Here is a 14,497-nt window from a genome sequence, read left to right as displayed (position 1 = left end):
CACGCGCTGTGCCGCATGCGGCGTGCCTGGGCGCTCGGGCTCCGGCTCGTCACGACGTCTGGGCGCGTTGCCCGGGGCGAGGTCGCATGGCCACGTGAACCCAGCCCGCGAGCGCCGTGAACACGAGCCCGGCGATGCACACACCGACCCAGCCGAACATGTGCCAGGTCGTCACGCCGACCGCGGACCCGGCCGCGCCGCCGATGAAGTACGCGACCATGTAGACCGTGTTGACCCTGCTGCGCGCTTCGGGCCGTAGCGCGTAGATGCGCGACTGGTTCGAAATCTGCGCGGCCTGCACGCCGATGTCGAGCACGATCACACCGATCACAAGCCCGAGGAGGCTCTTGCCCGAAAACGCGAAGATCACGAAGGCGAGCGCCATGAGCACGAGCGACATCGTGATGATCGCGCGCGAGCCGCGCTTGTCGGCGAAGCGGCCCGCAACCGGCGCGGCCATGGCGCCCGCCGCGCCGACCACGCCGAAGAGTCCGGCCGCCTCTGGCCCGAGGTGGAACGGCTCGCCCGCGAGCAGCAGTGTGAGCACGGGCCAGAACATGCTGAATGCGCCGAACAGGAACGCGCCCGTGGTGGCGGCTTCGCGCAGTCCGCGCAATTCGACGGTGAGATGCCACATCGAGGCGAGCAGCTTGCCGTAGCCGAGCGTGGACGTGGGCTGGCTGCGCGGCAGCTTCAGAACGACGACGACCGCGAGCGCAAGCAGCATGACGACGGAAACGCCGAACATGGCGCGCCAGCCGAAGTACTGGCCGACGAACCCGGCCACGGTGCGCGCGAGCAGGATGCCGATCAACAGGCCGCTCATGACGGTGCCCACGGCGTGGCCGCGCGCCTCGGGCGGCGCAAGTTCGGCGGCGAAGGGAACGGCTTGTTGCGCGATGGTTGCGAGCACACCGATCGCGAGGCTTGCGCCGATCAGCACGGCAAGGTTCGGCGCAGCGGCGGCGACGAGCAGCGCGATGCAGACGCCCGCGATCTGCAGCAGGATCAGGCGGCGGCGGTCGAAGCGGTCGCCAAGCGGCGCGAGCAGCAGCATCCCGGCGGCATAGCCGAGCTGCGTGGCGGCGGGCACCGCGCCAATCCAGTTGGAACTCTCGGGGAAGGATCTGCGGAAGTCGTCGAGTAGCGGCTGGTTGTAGTAAATGCTCGCGACCGAGACGCCCGCAATGGTCGCCAGCAGGAGCAGGAGGCTGCGCAATGACGGGTTGTCGCCAGCGGGTGCGGAAACGGAAGTGGACATGGGGTCAGGAGCGGGCGGCAGCCGGTGAAACGAAAGGCTGGAAAGGCTGGAATCAAGGGTGCCGATCATACCGGAGCGAGCGTGATCGCGCCTGTGAACAGCGGATACCGGCGGGGATATCAGCGGCGGATACCAGCGGCGGATACCGGCGGCGGATACCGGCGGCGGATACCGGCGGCGGATACCGGCGCGAATACCAGCGGCGAATACCAGCGGCGGATACCAGCGGCGGATACCGGCGGCGGATACCGGCGGCGAATACCAGCGGCGAATACCAGCGGCGAATACCAGCGGGATGCACACGGGTTGTATGTACCCGTGTGCATCCCGCGCGCTGCGTTCAGGGAATCAGGCCGCCCGAGGGTTCGTAAAAAGGATAAGGGCCCTCCGATTCATCGACGTACGCGTGGTGGGTAACGACGCCGCCGCGCGGATCGTAGCGATGCAGTGCGAACGCGGGTGGTTCGAGCGTGAAGGTAGAGGTCGCGCCGGGCGCGAGATCGAGCGTCACCTGATGCGCGGGTGCGGGCACGGCTGAAGCGATCGTGCCGCCGAAGCGTACGAACATCGGCCGATGAACGTGGCCGCAGATCACGCGCTCGACGTTCGGATGCTGCGCGATCAGCGCTTCCAGTGCCTGCGCCGCTGCGTCGTCGAGCCGGATCGCGTCCATGTGGCCGATGCCGCAATCGAACGGCGGGTGATGCAGTGCGACGATCACGGGACGCGCGCGTGCGGCGTCGAGCTGCGCCGCGAGCCATGCGAGCCGCTGCGCGCACAGCGTGCCCGCGCTTTGCCCGGGCTGCATGGAATCGAGCGCGATCAGTCGCATCTCGCCGATATCGGCGGCGTATTGCACGAACTCGCCGCCCGCACGCAGTTCGGCGCGTTCGGGAAAGACTTCGCGCAGCGCCTCGCGTGCGTCGTGGTTGCCGACCATGAGCCAGTACGGCAGTTCCAGCGGGGCGAGCAGCGCCTTGAGGTGCAGGTACTCTTCGGTCGAGCCGCGGTCGACAAGATCGCCGGTTATGACGACCGCGTCCGGGCGCGGCGCGAGTGCGTTCAGCCGCGCAATCGTGCGCGAAAGACGCGCCGCGGTATCGACGCGCCGGTAGGCGAGTGCGCCGGGTTGCTTGATATGAAGGTCGCTGATCTGGGCGAGCAGCATGGGGGTTCTCTCCGGGTAAGGCGCAATTGTCGTCAATGCAATTGTCGCCAGAAACTATGCGAGCGCGATCAGTGCGCCGGCTTCGATTGACAGCCCGACCGGCGTGCCTGGGGCGAGTTCGACGCGCCCGGCGACATCGATGACGAGCGTGTCGTGCGTCGCGCCCTCGATCGTCAGGCGCGTGCGTTCGCCGAGAAACGTCGTGCGCCCGATCACGCCGCGCAGTTGCGCGGTAGCGGGATCGTCGAGCGTCGCGTCCTCGGGGCGGAAATACAGCTCGCTCGCACCCGCCATGTGCGGCGCGGCGGCCGGCACGGCGCCGCCGGTCGTGCGCAGCATGCCGTCCTGCCATTGTCCCGCGAGCCGGTTGAGCGTGCCGACAAACTGCGCGACCGCGCGGCTCGCCGGACGATAGTAGATGTCGCGCGGCGTGCCGATCTGCTCGATGCGGCCCGCGCTCATCACGACGATGCGGTCGCCAAGCTCCATCGCTTCGGCCTGATCGTGCGTGACGTAGACGGTCGTCACGCCGAGTTCGCGCAGCAGCGCGTTCATGTCGCTGCGCAGCGCATCGCGCAGGCGCGCGTCGAGGGCCGTGAGCGGCTCGTCGAGCAGCAGCACGCGTGGACGCGGTGCGAGCGCACGGGCGAGCGCGACGCGCTGGCGCTGACCGCCCGAAAGCTGGGCGATGTTTTTATCGGCGTGCGCTTCGAGACGCATCATGGCGAGCAGTTCGTCTACGCGTTCCCGTGCGGTATGGGTCGGCACTTTCTGGATCTTGAGGCCGTAACCGATGTTCTCGCGCACCGTGAGATTCGGAAAGAGCGCGTAGTTCTGGAACACCATGCCGACCTTGCGGCGCTCGATGGGCAGGGCGGTTACGTCGTCGTCGCCGAATCTCACGCTGCCGCCCGCGTCGGGCGATTCGAGCCCGGCAATGAGGCGCAGCGTCGTCGTTTTGCCGCAGCCGGAGGGCCCGAGCAGCACGAGCGTTTCGCCCGCGCCAATCGCAAGATCGAGCGGCTCCAGCACGCGCGCGCCGCGAAACGTCTTCGCGCAACGCGTGAGGGTGATCGGTATGGAATCGAGTTTCATCGGGAATCCTTGTTGGTATGGCGCTTGCGGGCCTTGCGGTTGATCTGGCCGCCCGATGCGTCCACGCCGAGCCATTGCATTGCCACGAGCAGCGGTAGCGTCATCATGAGGAAGAGGATCGTGTAGGCGCTGCCCACTTCGATGCGCAGCGATGCGTAGGCGTCGGCGAGACCGACCGGCAGCGTCCGCGTGTCGGGCGTGTGCAGCATCCAGGTGAGATTGAATTCGCCGATCGAGAGCGTGAGCACCGCGAGTGCACCCGCGACGATGCCGGCCCGCGCATTGGGCAGCACGATCGTGACAAAGCGCTGGATGAAAGTTGCGCCGAGGCTTGCGGCGCCTTCTTCGAGCGTGCGCAGGTCCGCCGAAGCGCACACGGCTGCGACGGGCCGCACCATGAACGGCAGCGTGAACACCACGTGGCCGACCACGATGAACGCGGTGCTCGAACGAAATGCGGTGAAGCCGCCGTACACCACGAGCAGCGCGAGCGCCGAGGCGAGGCCCGGCAGCGCGATGGGCATGACGAGCAGTTCCTCGATCAGCCGCGAGAGGCGTGTGCGGCTGCGCGCGAGTGCATAGCCCGCGGGCACGCCCGCCACGAGCGTGATGACGAGCGTGGCGGCGGCGATTTCGAGCGAGAGGAACACCGACTCGTGATATTGCGTCCAGACCTGATCGAGCCAGCGCAAGGTGAAGCCGCTCGAGATGCCGCGAAAGTAGTTGACCGTGAGGCCGGCGACGATCGACATCACGACGGGCACGATCAGAAAAGCACAGGTGGCGAGCGTGACGCACCATTGCGCGAACGCGAGCCATGTGCGGGCGGAGGGCAGCGCGCGCCGCCTCCGTGCGGTGGATGCGACAGGCGTGACGACTGAGTTCATGTGCGGTTCCCCGATATTGCTTATGCGGTGGCCGCGACAGCCGAGCCGGTCAGGCTGCGCGCGACGGTGAGCACGGCCCAGGTCACCAGCCCGAGGAGGATCGACAGGCCCGCGGCCGTCACCATGTTCGCGTTGAGGGTGAACGCGGTGTAGATGGTCATCGGCAGGACGTCGATGTCGGTGGCGAGTGTGAACGCCGTGCCGAATGCGCCCATGGCGGTCGCGAAGCACACGGCGCCCGCCGCGATCAGGCCCGGTGCGAGCGCGGGCAGGATCACGTCGCGCACGATGTGCCAGGGCGTTGCGCCGAGCGAGCGCGCGGCTTCTTCGAGCGATGTATCGAGCTTCGTCGCGACGGCCATCACCGTCACGATCACGCGGGGAATCGAAAAGTACAGATAACCCGCGAAGAGCCCGGCCATCGAATAGGCGAACACCCAGCGCTCGCCGGTGAGGCGCAACGCGAGCGCACCGATCAGCCCCTGACGTCCAGCGAGCATGATCACCATGAAGCCCACGACGACGCCCGGAAACGCGAGCGGAAACGTGAGCAACGCCACAAGCGCGGCGCGCCCCGGAAACTGGCGCCGCACGAGCAGCATGCCGCAGATCGTCGAGAGCGCGAGCGTGGCCGCCGTGACGGCTGCGGACAGTGCGATCGTCGCGGCGAGACTCTCCATGTAGCGGCTATTCGTGAGCAGCGCGCGATAAGTCTCGACGAAATGACCGTCCGCGCTCACCTGGACGAGCGCCGCCATCGGCAGCAGCCAGAACGCGAGGAAGATCACGAGCGCCGGTGCGACGAGCGCCGCGCGCCAGCGCAGGGGAAAGGTGATGTCGTGCATGTCGGTGAGCGTATCGGTGCGTGGCGGGATCAGTGCATGAGCTGCAGATAGCGCTCGCCGAACGCCTTCTGTTGCGCGGCCATCTTCGCGAAGTCAACCGGTTTCGCGCGTGCGTACTCGGTCGCTGGCAGGAATTTCGCGGCGATCTGCGGCGACATCGCGCTCGCGCGCACCGGACGCAAATACGCATTGGCCCACAGCTTCTGGCCTTCGTCGGAGAGCACGAAATCGAGCACCTTCTTGCCATTGTCGGCATGCGGGCCGTTCTTCACGAGGCTCATGACGTACGGCACCGAAATCGTGCCTTCCTTCGGGATCACGAATTCGACGTTCGCTTGATCCTTGTACTTCGCGCGATAGGCGTCGAAATCGTAGGCGAGCAGGATTGGAATCTCGCCGGAGAGCACGCGCGCGTAGGCCGTTTGCTTCGGCACGATGGGCTGATTGGCCTTGAGCTTGCCGAACCAGTCGAAGGCGGGCTGGAAATTGTCGAGCGTGCCGCCCAGCGCGAGATTCACGGCCACTGCGCCCGCATAGCCGACGAACGCACTCGACGGATCGAGATAGCCGATCATGCCTTTGTATTCGGGCTTGAGCAGATCGCCCCACGAAGCCGGGACCGGCTTGCCTTCGAGTGCGTCCTTGTTCACGAGGAAGCCGAGCGTGCCGGAATGGATGGCGAACCAGTTGCCCTGCGGATCCTTCTGGTTCGCCGGGATCTCGTCCCAGTGCGCGGGCTTGTACGGCGTGACCAGGCCCTTGTCCTTCGCCTGGACCGCCGACGAGATGCCCAGATACACGACGTCCGCAACCGGGCTCTTTGCTTCGGCCATCAGCTGCGCGATGGCCTGGCCGGAGTTCTTGTTGTCGAACGGCACGCGGATGCCGGTTTCCTTCTGGATCGCCTTGATCTGGCTCGCCCAGTCGGCCCATTCGGGCGGGCAGTTGTAGCAGATCGCGGTTTGTCCGGCGTGGGCGGCGCTGCTCGTCGCGATGCCTGCGGCGAGGGCGATCGATGCAGCGGCGGCTGCGGCCGGAAGTGCGCGCGAAGCGCGCTTGAGCGGCGCGGCAAGTGCATGGACGGCTACGCGTACTGAAATGAAGGATAACGAAATAGATGAGGCGAATCGGCGAGTCATGTCAGATGTCCGGGTCGGGTGAGAAACGTTGTGGGTACTGCGCGTTACTGGCACTGTGCCGCCGGGCTGCGCGCAGCACGGCACGGTGAAAGGATCAGGGGAGCATCAAGGCAGCAGCGCGTCGTCGCTTTCGCGCGATGCGTCCGGTGCCTGACCGGCGCGGGCGAGTGGCGTGTTCGCGATGGCGGCGATCGTGCCGCCCTCGCGCAGCGTATGCGGCAACGTGAGTGCGAGCGGCGCGTCAGCGTATTCGCCGACGATGCGCGCCATCAGCTTCTGCCATGCCGCCCGGCCAATCTCGCGGTTTGGCGTTCCGATGCTCGCGAGCGCTGGCGCAAGCAGTTCGCCCATCGAGAGACCGTCGAAGCCAAGGATCGACATGTCCTGCGGCACGCGCATGCGTGCACGGCGCAGACCGCGCATCACAACCATGGCAAGCAGATCGTTGCTGCAGAAGAGGGCAGTGGGAGACTGCTGGCCGTCCGTCAGGTGCGCGAGCACCTCGGGTGCGAGTTCGTCGGCGTTGAAGTCGATTTCCAGTGCCGGTGCGGGCGTAAGGCCAGCCTGCTGCATCGCGTGCGTGTAACCCGCATGGCGCTGGCGTGCGCGGTCGGACGCTGCGAGCGTGCCGGCGAGCATCAGGATGCGGCGATGGCCGTGCGCGATCAGCATGCGCACGCCGTCGCTGGCGGCCCGATGATTGTCGACCGATACCGACGGGCGGCGCTTCGTGTCGTTGTGCATCAACACGTAGAGCGGACCGTCGGCGTCGAGTTCGTCGAGCAGGGGATGCGTGTCCGCGTCGGCGACAGTCAGAATGAGGCCCTCGACGCGTTGTGCGCGCAACGTCTCGATCGCGTGGCGCTCGCGCTGTTCGTCATACTGCGTGGTCATCAGCATGAGCCGGAAGCCTTGCTCGGCGGCGAGTTCGTCGATGCCCTGCAGACACTCGGCGAACACGGGGTTTGCGAGGGTGGGCAGGACGACGCCGATCAGGCGCGTGCGCTCGCCGCGCAACTGGCGGCCGAGCGGGCTCGGATGGAACTTCAGCGCCTGGATGGCCTCGCGCACCTTGGCGAGCGTGACCGGATTGACGGTGTGAGGCGCGTTGATCGCCCGCGAAACGGTGGCGATTGAGAATCCCGCATGTGCGGCGACATCCTTGATGGTTGACGTCATGTGTGCGGTCCTGACGTTGTAAACGTTTTCAATGAGGCGGATTATGGAAATAGCGTGTGACGTGCAGATGACGCGCCGAGTTTGGGGACGGCGTGGGGCAATGGTAGAATCGCGTCCGCCCTTGCCGGGGTGATGAAATTGGTAAACATAGCGGACTTAAATGAAATTTGAGTGCCCGGCCAGAAACGGCCGGTGCAGAACCCCTCAAATTCGGCGAACCCCCTGGGCCGTACGGCGCGAGAGCGCGAACGGCGCCGAGGCAACGCCGAGCCAAGCCGGTTGCTGCGCATGCGCGGCGGCGCGGAAGGTGTAGAGACTAGACGGGGGGCGCCTAAGGCGGTGCGCAGCGTGCAAGACGCTGTGCGTGGCTAGGGCGAAGGCATAGTCCAGCGCACGAACGCGCGCAGAGCGATGCGCGCGGCGTCGAAAGACGTGGTGTGACGAAAATCCGCCGCCTTACGGCTTGCCGGTTCGAGTCCGGTCCCCGGCACCAAAGAATTCTCCCGCCCAGTCCGGGAAATCCAGCAAACCCGCGAAAGCCTGAGGTTTCGCGGGTTTTGCTTTTTCAGCGACCGGTTCAAGACGTGCTTCGTTTGAGTGTCAGTCAAATCATTAGTGATGCAAATGTATCGTTCGCTGCGGGTATCGAGCGCGACTCAGTTGCGTGTTGGCGACACAGATCACGCGAGGCGACCTGGGAGATTCAGATGAGCGGTGTGGGTTGTGCGCAGGACAGAGCCGGTGTTGTACCGGTGCCGCTCGCGCAAGCGTCACGCCGGGAAGGCGTACCGCTGCATGGCAACTGCTCCAGCGCGAGCGGGCCAACAGGCCGGGCGCATTGCGCTTGCGTGCAACTACGGGGAAGGAGACGGGCGTTGCTGCGCGAAGGTTTCCACCGCGGCGATGCGGCGAACCCGGTTGATCGCGTCGTGCCGAATGACCGATGTGGCCGAGGATTCGGGAAGCCAATGCGAACAACGGCTGAAGCGGCAGGGATTATCGGTGTCGGAATCGACCCGTGCGCGGATCGATCATCCGGGCGAAACCAAACAGGGCAAGAATCCCGAACGGACACACAATGAGAAATGCGGTCACCATGTAACCACCTGCGACGAAGCGTAACGAAATGTGTCGCCAGTGTATCCTGGGAATGCTGTCTGAATAGTAGGGAGAAGGGCAATAATTTATTGCGACAACGAGAATGACGTCGCAATTGGAAATGGTTGCGGATCGGATGGCATGCCCGGCCAGCTCAACGTGGTGGCCCGCAGCGCCAGGCAGTGGACGTACCGGCTCAGATGCAGTCGAAGATCAATACAACTGATTGCGCCGTTACGTCGCGCAGCCCCTCGGTGTGCATTTCGACGGTGTGCATTTCCTTCCTGAATTTTTTGCAGTAGGCCTGTGCCTCGCCGATACCGGCGTTGCGCACGCGATTCCAGGACACGATGTTCCAGCGTGCGCGGCTCGTCACGATCAAATGCCCATCTTGTTGCGAGTGCACATCGGTTACCGATGTGCACGCTGCCAGCACGCTGACTCCGGCTAGCAGGACGAGTCCTCTCATAGATCCTCCAGATACCGGTGCATTGTCGCCGCGTCATAGTAGTGATTGCAACCCAAAATAATCGGGATGACGCGATGCGCCGCACGATGCTGCGCCGCGTTGCAACGACTGTGTGTCAATCAGCCAGCACATTCACGCGCCGAACGGCACCAGCCGGGCGATAACGGTTGCGTTTGCAACCGGGACAGCGCGGCAGACTGGTTGTGGGCGACACGGTTGCCGATCTGGCGCCGACCTGGAAACCAGGTAGGACGAACGGAAGCGCTCGCAGTGGCTGCGCACGCCGAGGTCCGGGACGCCTTGTGCGAGCCGCTTATGTGAGCCTGCACTTGTGTCACGGTGCAGTTCGCGAGAAGCCGTGCGAAGCCGATCACGACGCGGACGTCGAATGCGCGCTGCCAGATTCAGTTTCCCGTTGCTGCTCATACGACTCAGGAATTCATCGCACGAATTGACGTGTTTTGTGGTGATGCGGTGCAGCGGGTGCTGCGTGCGAAAGGGAATCTGGTTCGGGAAAATGTTGCGCAGCCGGCTTCGTGCGGCTGTTCTGCGTCGATTGTTCGTCTTGCGCGATAAGTGACTTCGTATACGGCCCATTTATCGGGGAATGACGGGTTTCTAGAATGGCACACATATGGAAACGCCATGGCATCCCGCAGGAGGCGATGGCGAAGCGGGAGCCATCATGAAATCCTTTATCGAACGCCAGCTATTTCAACCTGCACTGGTTTTACCCATGGTGGACCTGATGCAGATGATGGTTTCGACCGACTTCAATCTGAGCCAGGTCGGACTGATCGTCGCCACGCGCAGTGCGCGTGCCGCGCTGCAACGTTCGCGCGAACTGTTGTGCGCTGCGCATGGCGAGTGCGTTCACTGAAGCCCCGGATTGCCGGTACGAAACCCTGATCCCCTGACTCGCGCCGGCACTGCTTGTTTAGTGTCGTAGCGTGAGTCCGCGAGCCGTCCCGCGCTGCGGGGCGGCTCTTTTGTTGCTGATTTCCTTACGGGAAAAATGTCATTCGATATCGCCTGGCGGCGCACGTGCGCGCGGGCGTCGTCGTTAGAACGACAGGCGTAAGATGCCGCGAATCGTTAGGGCACTGCGGTCAGGGCACTGCGTTCACGCAAACTCACGAAGGAGAGGCGGCATGTCACAACATTTCGACGCAATCGTGATCGGCACGGGGCAGAGCGGGCCTGCGCTTGCCGTGCGCCTCGGCAAGAGCGGCCGCAAGACCGCGGTGGTCGAGCGCGCTGCGTTCGGCGGCACCTGTGTGAACGTCGGATGTACGCCGACCAAGGCTTATGTCGCCTGCGCGCGCGCCGCGCATGTCGCACGCCATGCAGCGGACTTTGGCGTGCAGGTGGACGGCGATGTGCGTGTCGATCTTGCTTTCGTGAAGGCGCGCAAGGACCGCATCATCGGCGCTTCACGCGACAGCGTCGAGCGCTGGCTGCGTGCGACGCCCAACGTCACGGTGTTTCAGGGACACGCGCGCTTCACGGGGCCGCATGCGGTGAGCGTCGAGGCAGCCGGAGGGGAGGCGCTCGCACTCGATGCCCCGGAAATTTTCCTCAATACCGGCACGCGCGCCTCGGTGCCGTCGATTCCCGGCCTCGAACGTATCCGATACGAAACCAACTCCTCGATCCTTGCGCTCGATACGCTGCCGTCGCATCTGGCTATAGTCGGCGGCAGCTATATCGCGCTCGAATTCGCGCAGATCTTCCGGCGTTTCGGCAGCCGCGTCACGGTGCTCGTGCGCGGTGCGCGCGTGCTCGCGCGCGAAGACGAAGATGTCGCCCTTGCGGTACAGGAGGTGATGGCGCGCGAGGGTGTCGAGTTTCGTTTCGGAACGGCCCCGCGCGCCGTCGAGCCGCTCGGCGACGGCGGCACACGCATTGCCCTCGACGATGCGGTGCTCGACGTCTCGCACCTGCTGTTCGCGACGGGACGCATCCCGAACACGGATGATCTGGGGCTGGAAGCGGCGGGCATCGCACGCGACGCGCACGGCATCATCCCAGTCGACGGGCAGTTGCGCACGAAGGTCGAAGGCGTCTGGGCGCTTGGCGACGTGAACGGGCGTGGCGCGTTTACACATAGCTCGTACGACGACTACCAGATCATCGCGGCCAATCTGCTCGATGACGGCAATCGCAGCGCCGACGCGCGTATCCCGGCCTATGCGGTGTTCGTCGATCCACCGCTCGCGCGCGTAGGCATGAGCGAACGCGCAGTGCGCGAAAGCGGGCGGCCTGCGCTGGTTTCGACCATGCCGATGTCGCGCGTGGGCCGCGCCCGCGAGCGTGGCGAGACGGATGGTTTCATGAAGGCGCTGGTGGATGCGCAGACGAAGCGCATACTGAGCGCGTCGATCTTCGGCATCGAGGGCGACGAAGCGATCCACACGTTCATCGACATCATGACTGCCGATGCGCCGTATACGACGCTGCAGTTTGCGATGCATATTCACCCGACCGTGAGCGAGCTGGTGCCGACGCTGCTCGACGGACTGAGGCCACTGAAATGAGCGCGATCTCGCCGGGTGCGTCCGGCAACCTGTTCGTGGGCATCGAACACGAGGCGACGAGCGAGCGCATCGACCGGCTCGTGACGCAGCGCGGTTTGATGATCGAACGGATCATATCGACAGGACAGACGAGCCCGGATGGATTCTGGTACGACGATCCGCGCGACGAATGGGTGGTGGTGCTGACGGGCGCCGCAGCCCTGCAATTCGAAGCCGACATGCCCGTGCGGCGGCAGTTGCTGCCGGGCGACTACGTGTACATTCCGGCGCATTGCCGGCATCGCGTGGCGTGGACCGACGAGACGGCGCCGACTGTCTGGCTCACCGTTTACTTCAGTGCGGATGAGGGCGAGGCGGAGAGTGAGGCCTGAAACCGGGGCTGCGGGTTTCCGATCTTACCCAGGCGCTGAACACCATCGACGATAATCGCGCCTGAACCCTATTTGCACGCCCTTCGCGTGCCAGACCGCGCTTGCGCAACTCATGCCTGTACCAAACCCGTTTCGCGTTGCCCTGGTTTCCGATACGCACAATCTGGTGCGGCCCGAACTGCTGCGTTTTCTTGCCGGCTGTGACGCGATCGTTCACGCGGGGGACATTTGCGATTCGTCCGTGCTTGCGGCACTCGCCGTGATTGCGCCGCTGACCGCAGTACGCGGCAACAACGATCGCGGAGCATGGGCTGAAGCGCTTCCGGTGCAAACGGTGCTGGAAATCGGCGGCGTGAAGATCGCGGTCGTGCACGAATTACCTGATCTGCGCGACGACCCCGCGAGCCGCGGCATTGCGGTGGTCGTGAGCGGTCATTCGCACAAGCCTTCGCTGGAGGCTCGCGATGGCGTGCTCTATGTGAATCCGGGCAGCGCGGGGCCACGCCGTTTCAGGCTGCCCGTTACGGCTGCGATGTTGACTATCGGAAAATCGGGCGAACTGAGCGTCGAGCATGCACAGTTGGTCGCGTAACGCGCTACCGCCGCAAACCCGTGCAATCAGCGTGCACAAATAAAATCCGCGCTCGGGGCGCGGATTTCTTCATGCCGGTAGGCGACTTGTCGCGATTGGGCGAGGCCGAGGCGCGGATCAGCCTTCGGTCGGCGGCACGTAGCCCGCTGCCTGGTCGGCGCCGTCGCCGAAGAAGAACTTCTCCGTCTGCTTGATCAGGTATTGACGCGCGCGCGGGTCGGCCATGTTCAGGCGGTTTTCGTTGATCAGCATGGTCTGGTGCTTGAGCCACATCTGCCAGGCTTCCTTCGAAACGCTCTCATAGATGCGCTTGCCAAGTTCGCCGGGCAGCGGCGGAAAGTCGAGACCCTCGGCTTCCTTGCCGAGCTTTGCGCATTGGATCATACGGGCCATGCTTTGCTACTCCTGTTGTCGTATGTGTGGGGGGTGTCGCGCTTCATCGGTGGATGGGGACGCTCAAAGCTGTTTCATCAGCACGAGCGACTTGCGCTGCCAGTTGTAGAGCCGGCGGCGATCTTCGGGCAGATCGTCGACCGTTGCCTTTACGAAACCGCGTTTGAGGAACCAGTGTTCGGTGCGCGTCGTCAGCACGAAGATGCGTGTGAGGCCGCGCGCCCGCGCCCGCTGCTCGATGCGGCGCAAGAGGCGCTCGCCGTCGCCCACGCCTTGCGCTTCGGGCGATACGGTCAGGCACGCCATCTCGCCGATGCGCTCCTGCGGGTAGGCATACAGCGCCGCGCAGCCGAACAGCACGCCGTCGTGCTCGATCACGGAGAAGTGGTCGATGTCGCGCTCGATCTGGTGACGCCCGCGCCGTACGAGGGTGCCGTCCATTTCGAGCGGCTCGATCAGCGTGAGAATGCCGCCGACGTCGTCCGGCGTCGCTTCGCGCAGGCTCTCCAGGTTCTCGTACGAGATCATGGTGCCCACGCCGTCGTGCAGGAACAGTTCGAGCAGGACACTGCCGTCGAGCGCGTACGGAATGATGTGCGCACGGCCGACGCCGCCGCGGCACGCGCGAATCGAGTGCTTCAGATAGAAGGCCGCGTCGCCGAGCACGGTGCCGCTTTCGTGCAGCTTGTAGGCGTCGTCGAGCGACAATTCGCGGATCAGCTCGCCTTCCGCGTCGATGAGGCCCGGTGTTTCCGTGAGGAAAATAATCTTGTCGGCGCGCAGTCCGATGGCCGCAGCCGAGGCAACGTCTTCCATCGACAGATTGAACGCCTCGCCGGTCGGCGAGAAGCCGAGCGGCGAGAGCAGCACGAGCTTGCGGCTAGCCAGCGAATGTCTGATCGAGTCGGCGTCGATCTTGCGCACGAGACCCGTGTGCTGGAAGTCGACCCCGTCGAGAATGCCCACGGGCCGCGCCGTCACGAAGTTGCCCGAGACGACGCTGATGTGCGCGTGCGCCATCGGCGTGTTCGGCAGACCCTGGCTGATCGCGGCCTCGATGTCGAGACGCACTTCGCCCGCAGCTTCCTTCGCCGATTCGAGCGCCCGCGCATCGGTAATGCGCATGCCGTGCGAGAACTCCGATTCGACGCCGTGCAGGCTCATCTGCTCCTCGACCTGCGGGCGCGAGCCGTGCACGAGCACGATCTGGATGCCCATGGCCTGCAGCAGCGCGATGTCGGCGACGAGCGCGTTGAGCAGATTCTGGTGCACGACCTCGCCGCCAAAACCGACGACGAACGTCTTGTTATGGAACGCGTGAATGTAGGGTGCGACCGATCGCATCCAGTCGACGAACTGCGCGTGCTGCGAGACGGACTCCGCGGCGCCGGAGGAAGCCGGCGAGCCTGCGGGCGCGGGGACGAGGTCGGTTTGGGAATTCATGCCCGGGATTATAATGCGCC

At 64.9% G+C, this 14,497-nt stretch carries 15 protein-coding genes; 5 read left to right on the top strand and 10 right to left on the bottom strand.

Translation table 11 applies throughout. From position 1 onward, the window contains the following. Positions 1-49: 49 nt before the first annotated feature. The 7 genes from EPN59_RS01895 to EPN59_RS01865 all read right to left on the bottom strand — a co-directional run bounded on the left by EPN59_RS01895 (position 50) and on the right by EPN59_RS01865 (position 7,574). Positions 50-1,261: an MFS transporter gene (locus EPN59_RS01895; protein ID WP_293042525.1), complete on the bottom strand. Its 1,212-nt coding sequence runs from the start codon at positions 1,259-1,261 to the stop codon at positions 50-52. Positions 1,262-1,601: 340 nt separating this feature from the next. Continuing rightward, positions 1,602-2,429: a phosphodiesterase gene (locus EPN59_RS01890; protein WP_293034277.1), complete on the bottom strand. Its 828-nt coding sequence runs from the start codon at positions 2,427-2,429 to the stop codon at positions 1,602-1,604. Between the two features lie 54 nt (positions 2,430-2,483). Further along, positions 2,484-3,524: an ABC transporter ATP-binding protein gene (locus EPN59_RS01885; RefSeq protein WP_293034276.1), complete on the bottom strand. Its 1,041-nt coding sequence runs from the start codon at positions 3,522-3,524 to the stop codon at positions 2,484-2,486. Next, positions 3,521-4,411, bottom strand: a complete 891-nt coding sequence (locus tag EPN59_RS01880) for an ABC transporter permease (protein WP_293034275.1) — start codon at positions 4,409-4,411, stop codon at positions 3,521-3,523. The genes EPN59_RS01885 and EPN59_RS01880 overlap by 4 nt, the downstream gene beginning before the upstream one ends. A 20-nt stretch (positions 4,412-4,431) precedes the next feature. Then, on the bottom strand, positions 4,432-5,256 hold the full coding sequence (locus EPN59_RS01875) for an ABC transporter permease (RefSeq protein WP_293034274.1): 825 nt from the start codon (positions 5,254-5,256) through the stop codon (positions 4,432-4,434). Positions 5,257-5,285: 29 nt separating this feature from the next. Next, complete coding sequence (locus EPN59_RS01870; protein WP_293034273.1) at positions 5,286-6,395, bottom strand: ABC transporter substrate-binding protein; 1,110 nt, start codon at positions 6,393-6,395, stop codon at positions 5,286-5,288. Between the two features lie 105 nt (positions 6,396-6,500). After that, positions 6,501-7,574 carry a substrate-binding domain-containing protein gene (locus tag EPN59_RS01865; protein WP_293034272.1) on the bottom strand — a complete coding sequence of 358 codons (1,074 nt, stop codon included), beginning with the start codon at positions 7,572-7,574 and terminating at the stop codon, positions 6,501-6,503. Between the two features lie 795 nt (positions 7,575-8,369). On the opposite strand from EPN59_RS01865, the gene EPN59_RS01860 reads away from it, so the two are divergent. Then, positions 8,370-8,696, top strand: a complete 327-nt coding sequence (locus tag EPN59_RS01860; RefSeq protein WP_293034271.1) for a hypothetical protein — start codon at positions 8,370-8,372, stop codon at positions 8,694-8,696. Positions 8,697-8,868: 172 nt separating this feature from the next. On the opposite strand, the gene EPN59_RS01855 is transcribed toward EPN59_RS01860, so the two are convergent. Beyond that, entirely contained in the window at positions 8,869-9,141 is a 273-nt protein-coding gene (locus EPN59_RS01855; RefSeq protein ID WP_293034270.1) for a hypothetical protein, read from the bottom strand. A gap of 685 nt (positions 9,142-9,826) precedes the next feature. Between EPN59_RS01855 and EPN59_RS01850 the strand changes: the two genes are divergently transcribed. The 4 genes from EPN59_RS01850 to EPN59_RS01835 all read left to right on the top strand — a co-directional run bounded on the left by EPN59_RS01850 (position 9,827) and on the right by EPN59_RS01835 (position 12,641). Then, the gene (locus EPN59_RS01850; RefSeq protein ID WP_293034269.1) at positions 9,827-10,021 is read left to right on the top strand and encodes a hypothetical protein; all 195 of its coding nucleotides are present in this window, start codon (positions 9,827-9,829) and stop codon (positions 10,019-10,021) included. Positions 10,022-10,292: 271 nt separating this feature from the next. Beyond that, the gene (locus tag EPN59_RS01845; RefSeq protein ID WP_293034268.1) at positions 10,293-11,678 is read left to right on the top strand and encodes an FAD-containing oxidoreductase; all 1,386 of its coding nucleotides are present in this window, start codon (positions 10,293-10,295) and stop codon (positions 11,676-11,678) included. Continuing rightward, positions 11,675-12,049 carry a cupin domain-containing protein gene (locus EPN59_RS01840; protein WP_293034267.1) on the top strand — a complete coding sequence of 125 codons (375 nt, stop codon included), beginning with the start codon at positions 11,675-11,677 and terminating at the stop codon, positions 12,047-12,049. Before EPN59_RS01845 ends, EPN59_RS01840 begins: the two co-directional genes overlap by 4 nt. A gap of 112 nt (positions 12,050-12,161) precedes the next feature. Beyond that, positions 12,162-12,641: a metallophosphoesterase family protein gene (locus EPN59_RS01835; protein WP_293034266.1), complete on the top strand. Its 480-nt coding sequence runs from the start codon at positions 12,162-12,164 to the stop codon at positions 12,639-12,641. Between the two features lie 117 nt (positions 12,642-12,758). Here EPN59_RS01835 and EPN59_RS01830 read toward each other — a convergent pair whose 3' ends face one another. Further along, on the bottom strand, positions 12,759-13,034 hold the full coding sequence (locus tag EPN59_RS01830; protein WP_293034265.1) for an oxidative damage protection protein: 276 nt from the start codon (positions 13,032-13,034) through the stop codon (positions 12,759-12,761). A gap of 63 nt (positions 13,035-13,097) precedes the next feature. After that, positions 13,098-14,477, bottom strand: coding sequence for an amino-acid N-acetyltransferase (argA, locus tag EPN59_RS01825; protein WP_293034264.1), 1,380 nt, complete (start codon positions 14,475-14,477; stop codon positions 13,098-13,100). Positions 14,478-14,497: the final 20 nt, after the last annotated feature.

This window comes from Paraburkholderia sp. (genome assembly GCF_004298475.1).
In the GTDB taxonomy this organism is placed as follows: Bacteria; Pseudomonadota; Gammaproteobacteria; order Burkholderiales; family Burkholderiaceae; genus Paraburkholderia; species Paraburkholderia denitrificans.
Note: the sequence above shows the minus strand (reverse complement) of the source record. Positions and strands in the feature narration are given on the sequence as shown.

Excerpts from the sequence above, each read along its gene's own strand:
- EPN59_RS01895 (WP_293042525.1), bottom strand. The coding sequence starts at position 1,261 with ATGTCCACTTCCGTTTCCGCACCCGCTGGCGACAACCCGTCATTGCGC.
- EPN59_RS01890 (WP_293034277.1), bottom strand. The coding sequence starts at position 2,429 with ATGCTGCTCGCCCAGATCAGCGACCTTCATATCAAGCAACCCGGCGCA.
- EPN59_RS01885 (WP_293034276.1), bottom strand. The coding sequence starts at position 3,524 with ATGAAACTCGATTCCATACCGATCACCCTCACGCGTTGCGCGAAGACG.
- EPN59_RS01880 (WP_293034275.1), bottom strand. The coding sequence starts at position 4,411 with ATGAACTCAGTCGTCACGCCTGTCGCATCCACCGCACGGAGGCGGCGC.
- EPN59_RS01875 (WP_293034274.1), bottom strand. The coding sequence starts at position 5,256 with ATGCACGACATCACCTTTCCCCTGCGCTGGCGCGCGGCGCTCGTCGCA.
- EPN59_RS01870 (WP_293034273.1), bottom strand. The coding sequence starts at position 6,395 with ATGACTCGCCGATTCGCCTCATCTATTTCGTTATCCTTCATTTCAGTA.
- EPN59_RS01865 (WP_293034272.1), bottom strand. The coding sequence starts at position 7,574 with ATGACGTCAACCATCAAGGATGTCGCCGCACATGCGGGATTCTCAATC.
- EPN59_RS01860 (WP_293034271.1), top strand. The coding sequence starts at position 8,370 with ATGGCAACTGCTCCAGCGCGAGCGGGCCAACAGGCCGGGCGCATTGCG.
- EPN59_RS01855 (WP_293034270.1), bottom strand. The coding sequence starts at position 9,141 with ATGAGAGGACTCGTCCTGCTAGCCGGAGTCAGCGTGCTGGCAGCGTGC.
- EPN59_RS01850 (WP_293034269.1), top strand. The coding sequence starts at position 9,827 with ATGAAATCCTTTATCGAACGCCAGCTATTTCAACCTGCACTGGTTTTA.
- EPN59_RS01845 (WP_293034268.1), top strand. The coding sequence starts at position 10,293 with ATGTCACAACATTTCGACGCAATCGTGATCGGCACGGGGCAGAGCGGG.
- EPN59_RS01840 (WP_293034267.1), top strand. The coding sequence starts at position 11,675 with ATGAGCGCGATCTCGCCGGGTGCGTCCGGCAACCTGTTCGTGGGCATC.
- EPN59_RS01835 (WP_293034266.1), top strand. The coding sequence starts at position 12,162 with ATGCCTGTACCAAACCCGTTTCGCGTTGCCCTGGTTTCCGATACGCAC.
- EPN59_RS01830 (WP_293034265.1), bottom strand. The coding sequence starts at position 13,034 with ATGGCCCGTATGATCCAATGCGCAAAGCTCGGCAAGGAAGCCGAGGGT.
- argA (WP_293034264.1), bottom strand. The coding sequence starts at position 14,477 with ATGAATTCCCAAACCGACCTCGTCCCCGCGCCCGCAGGCTCGCCGGCT.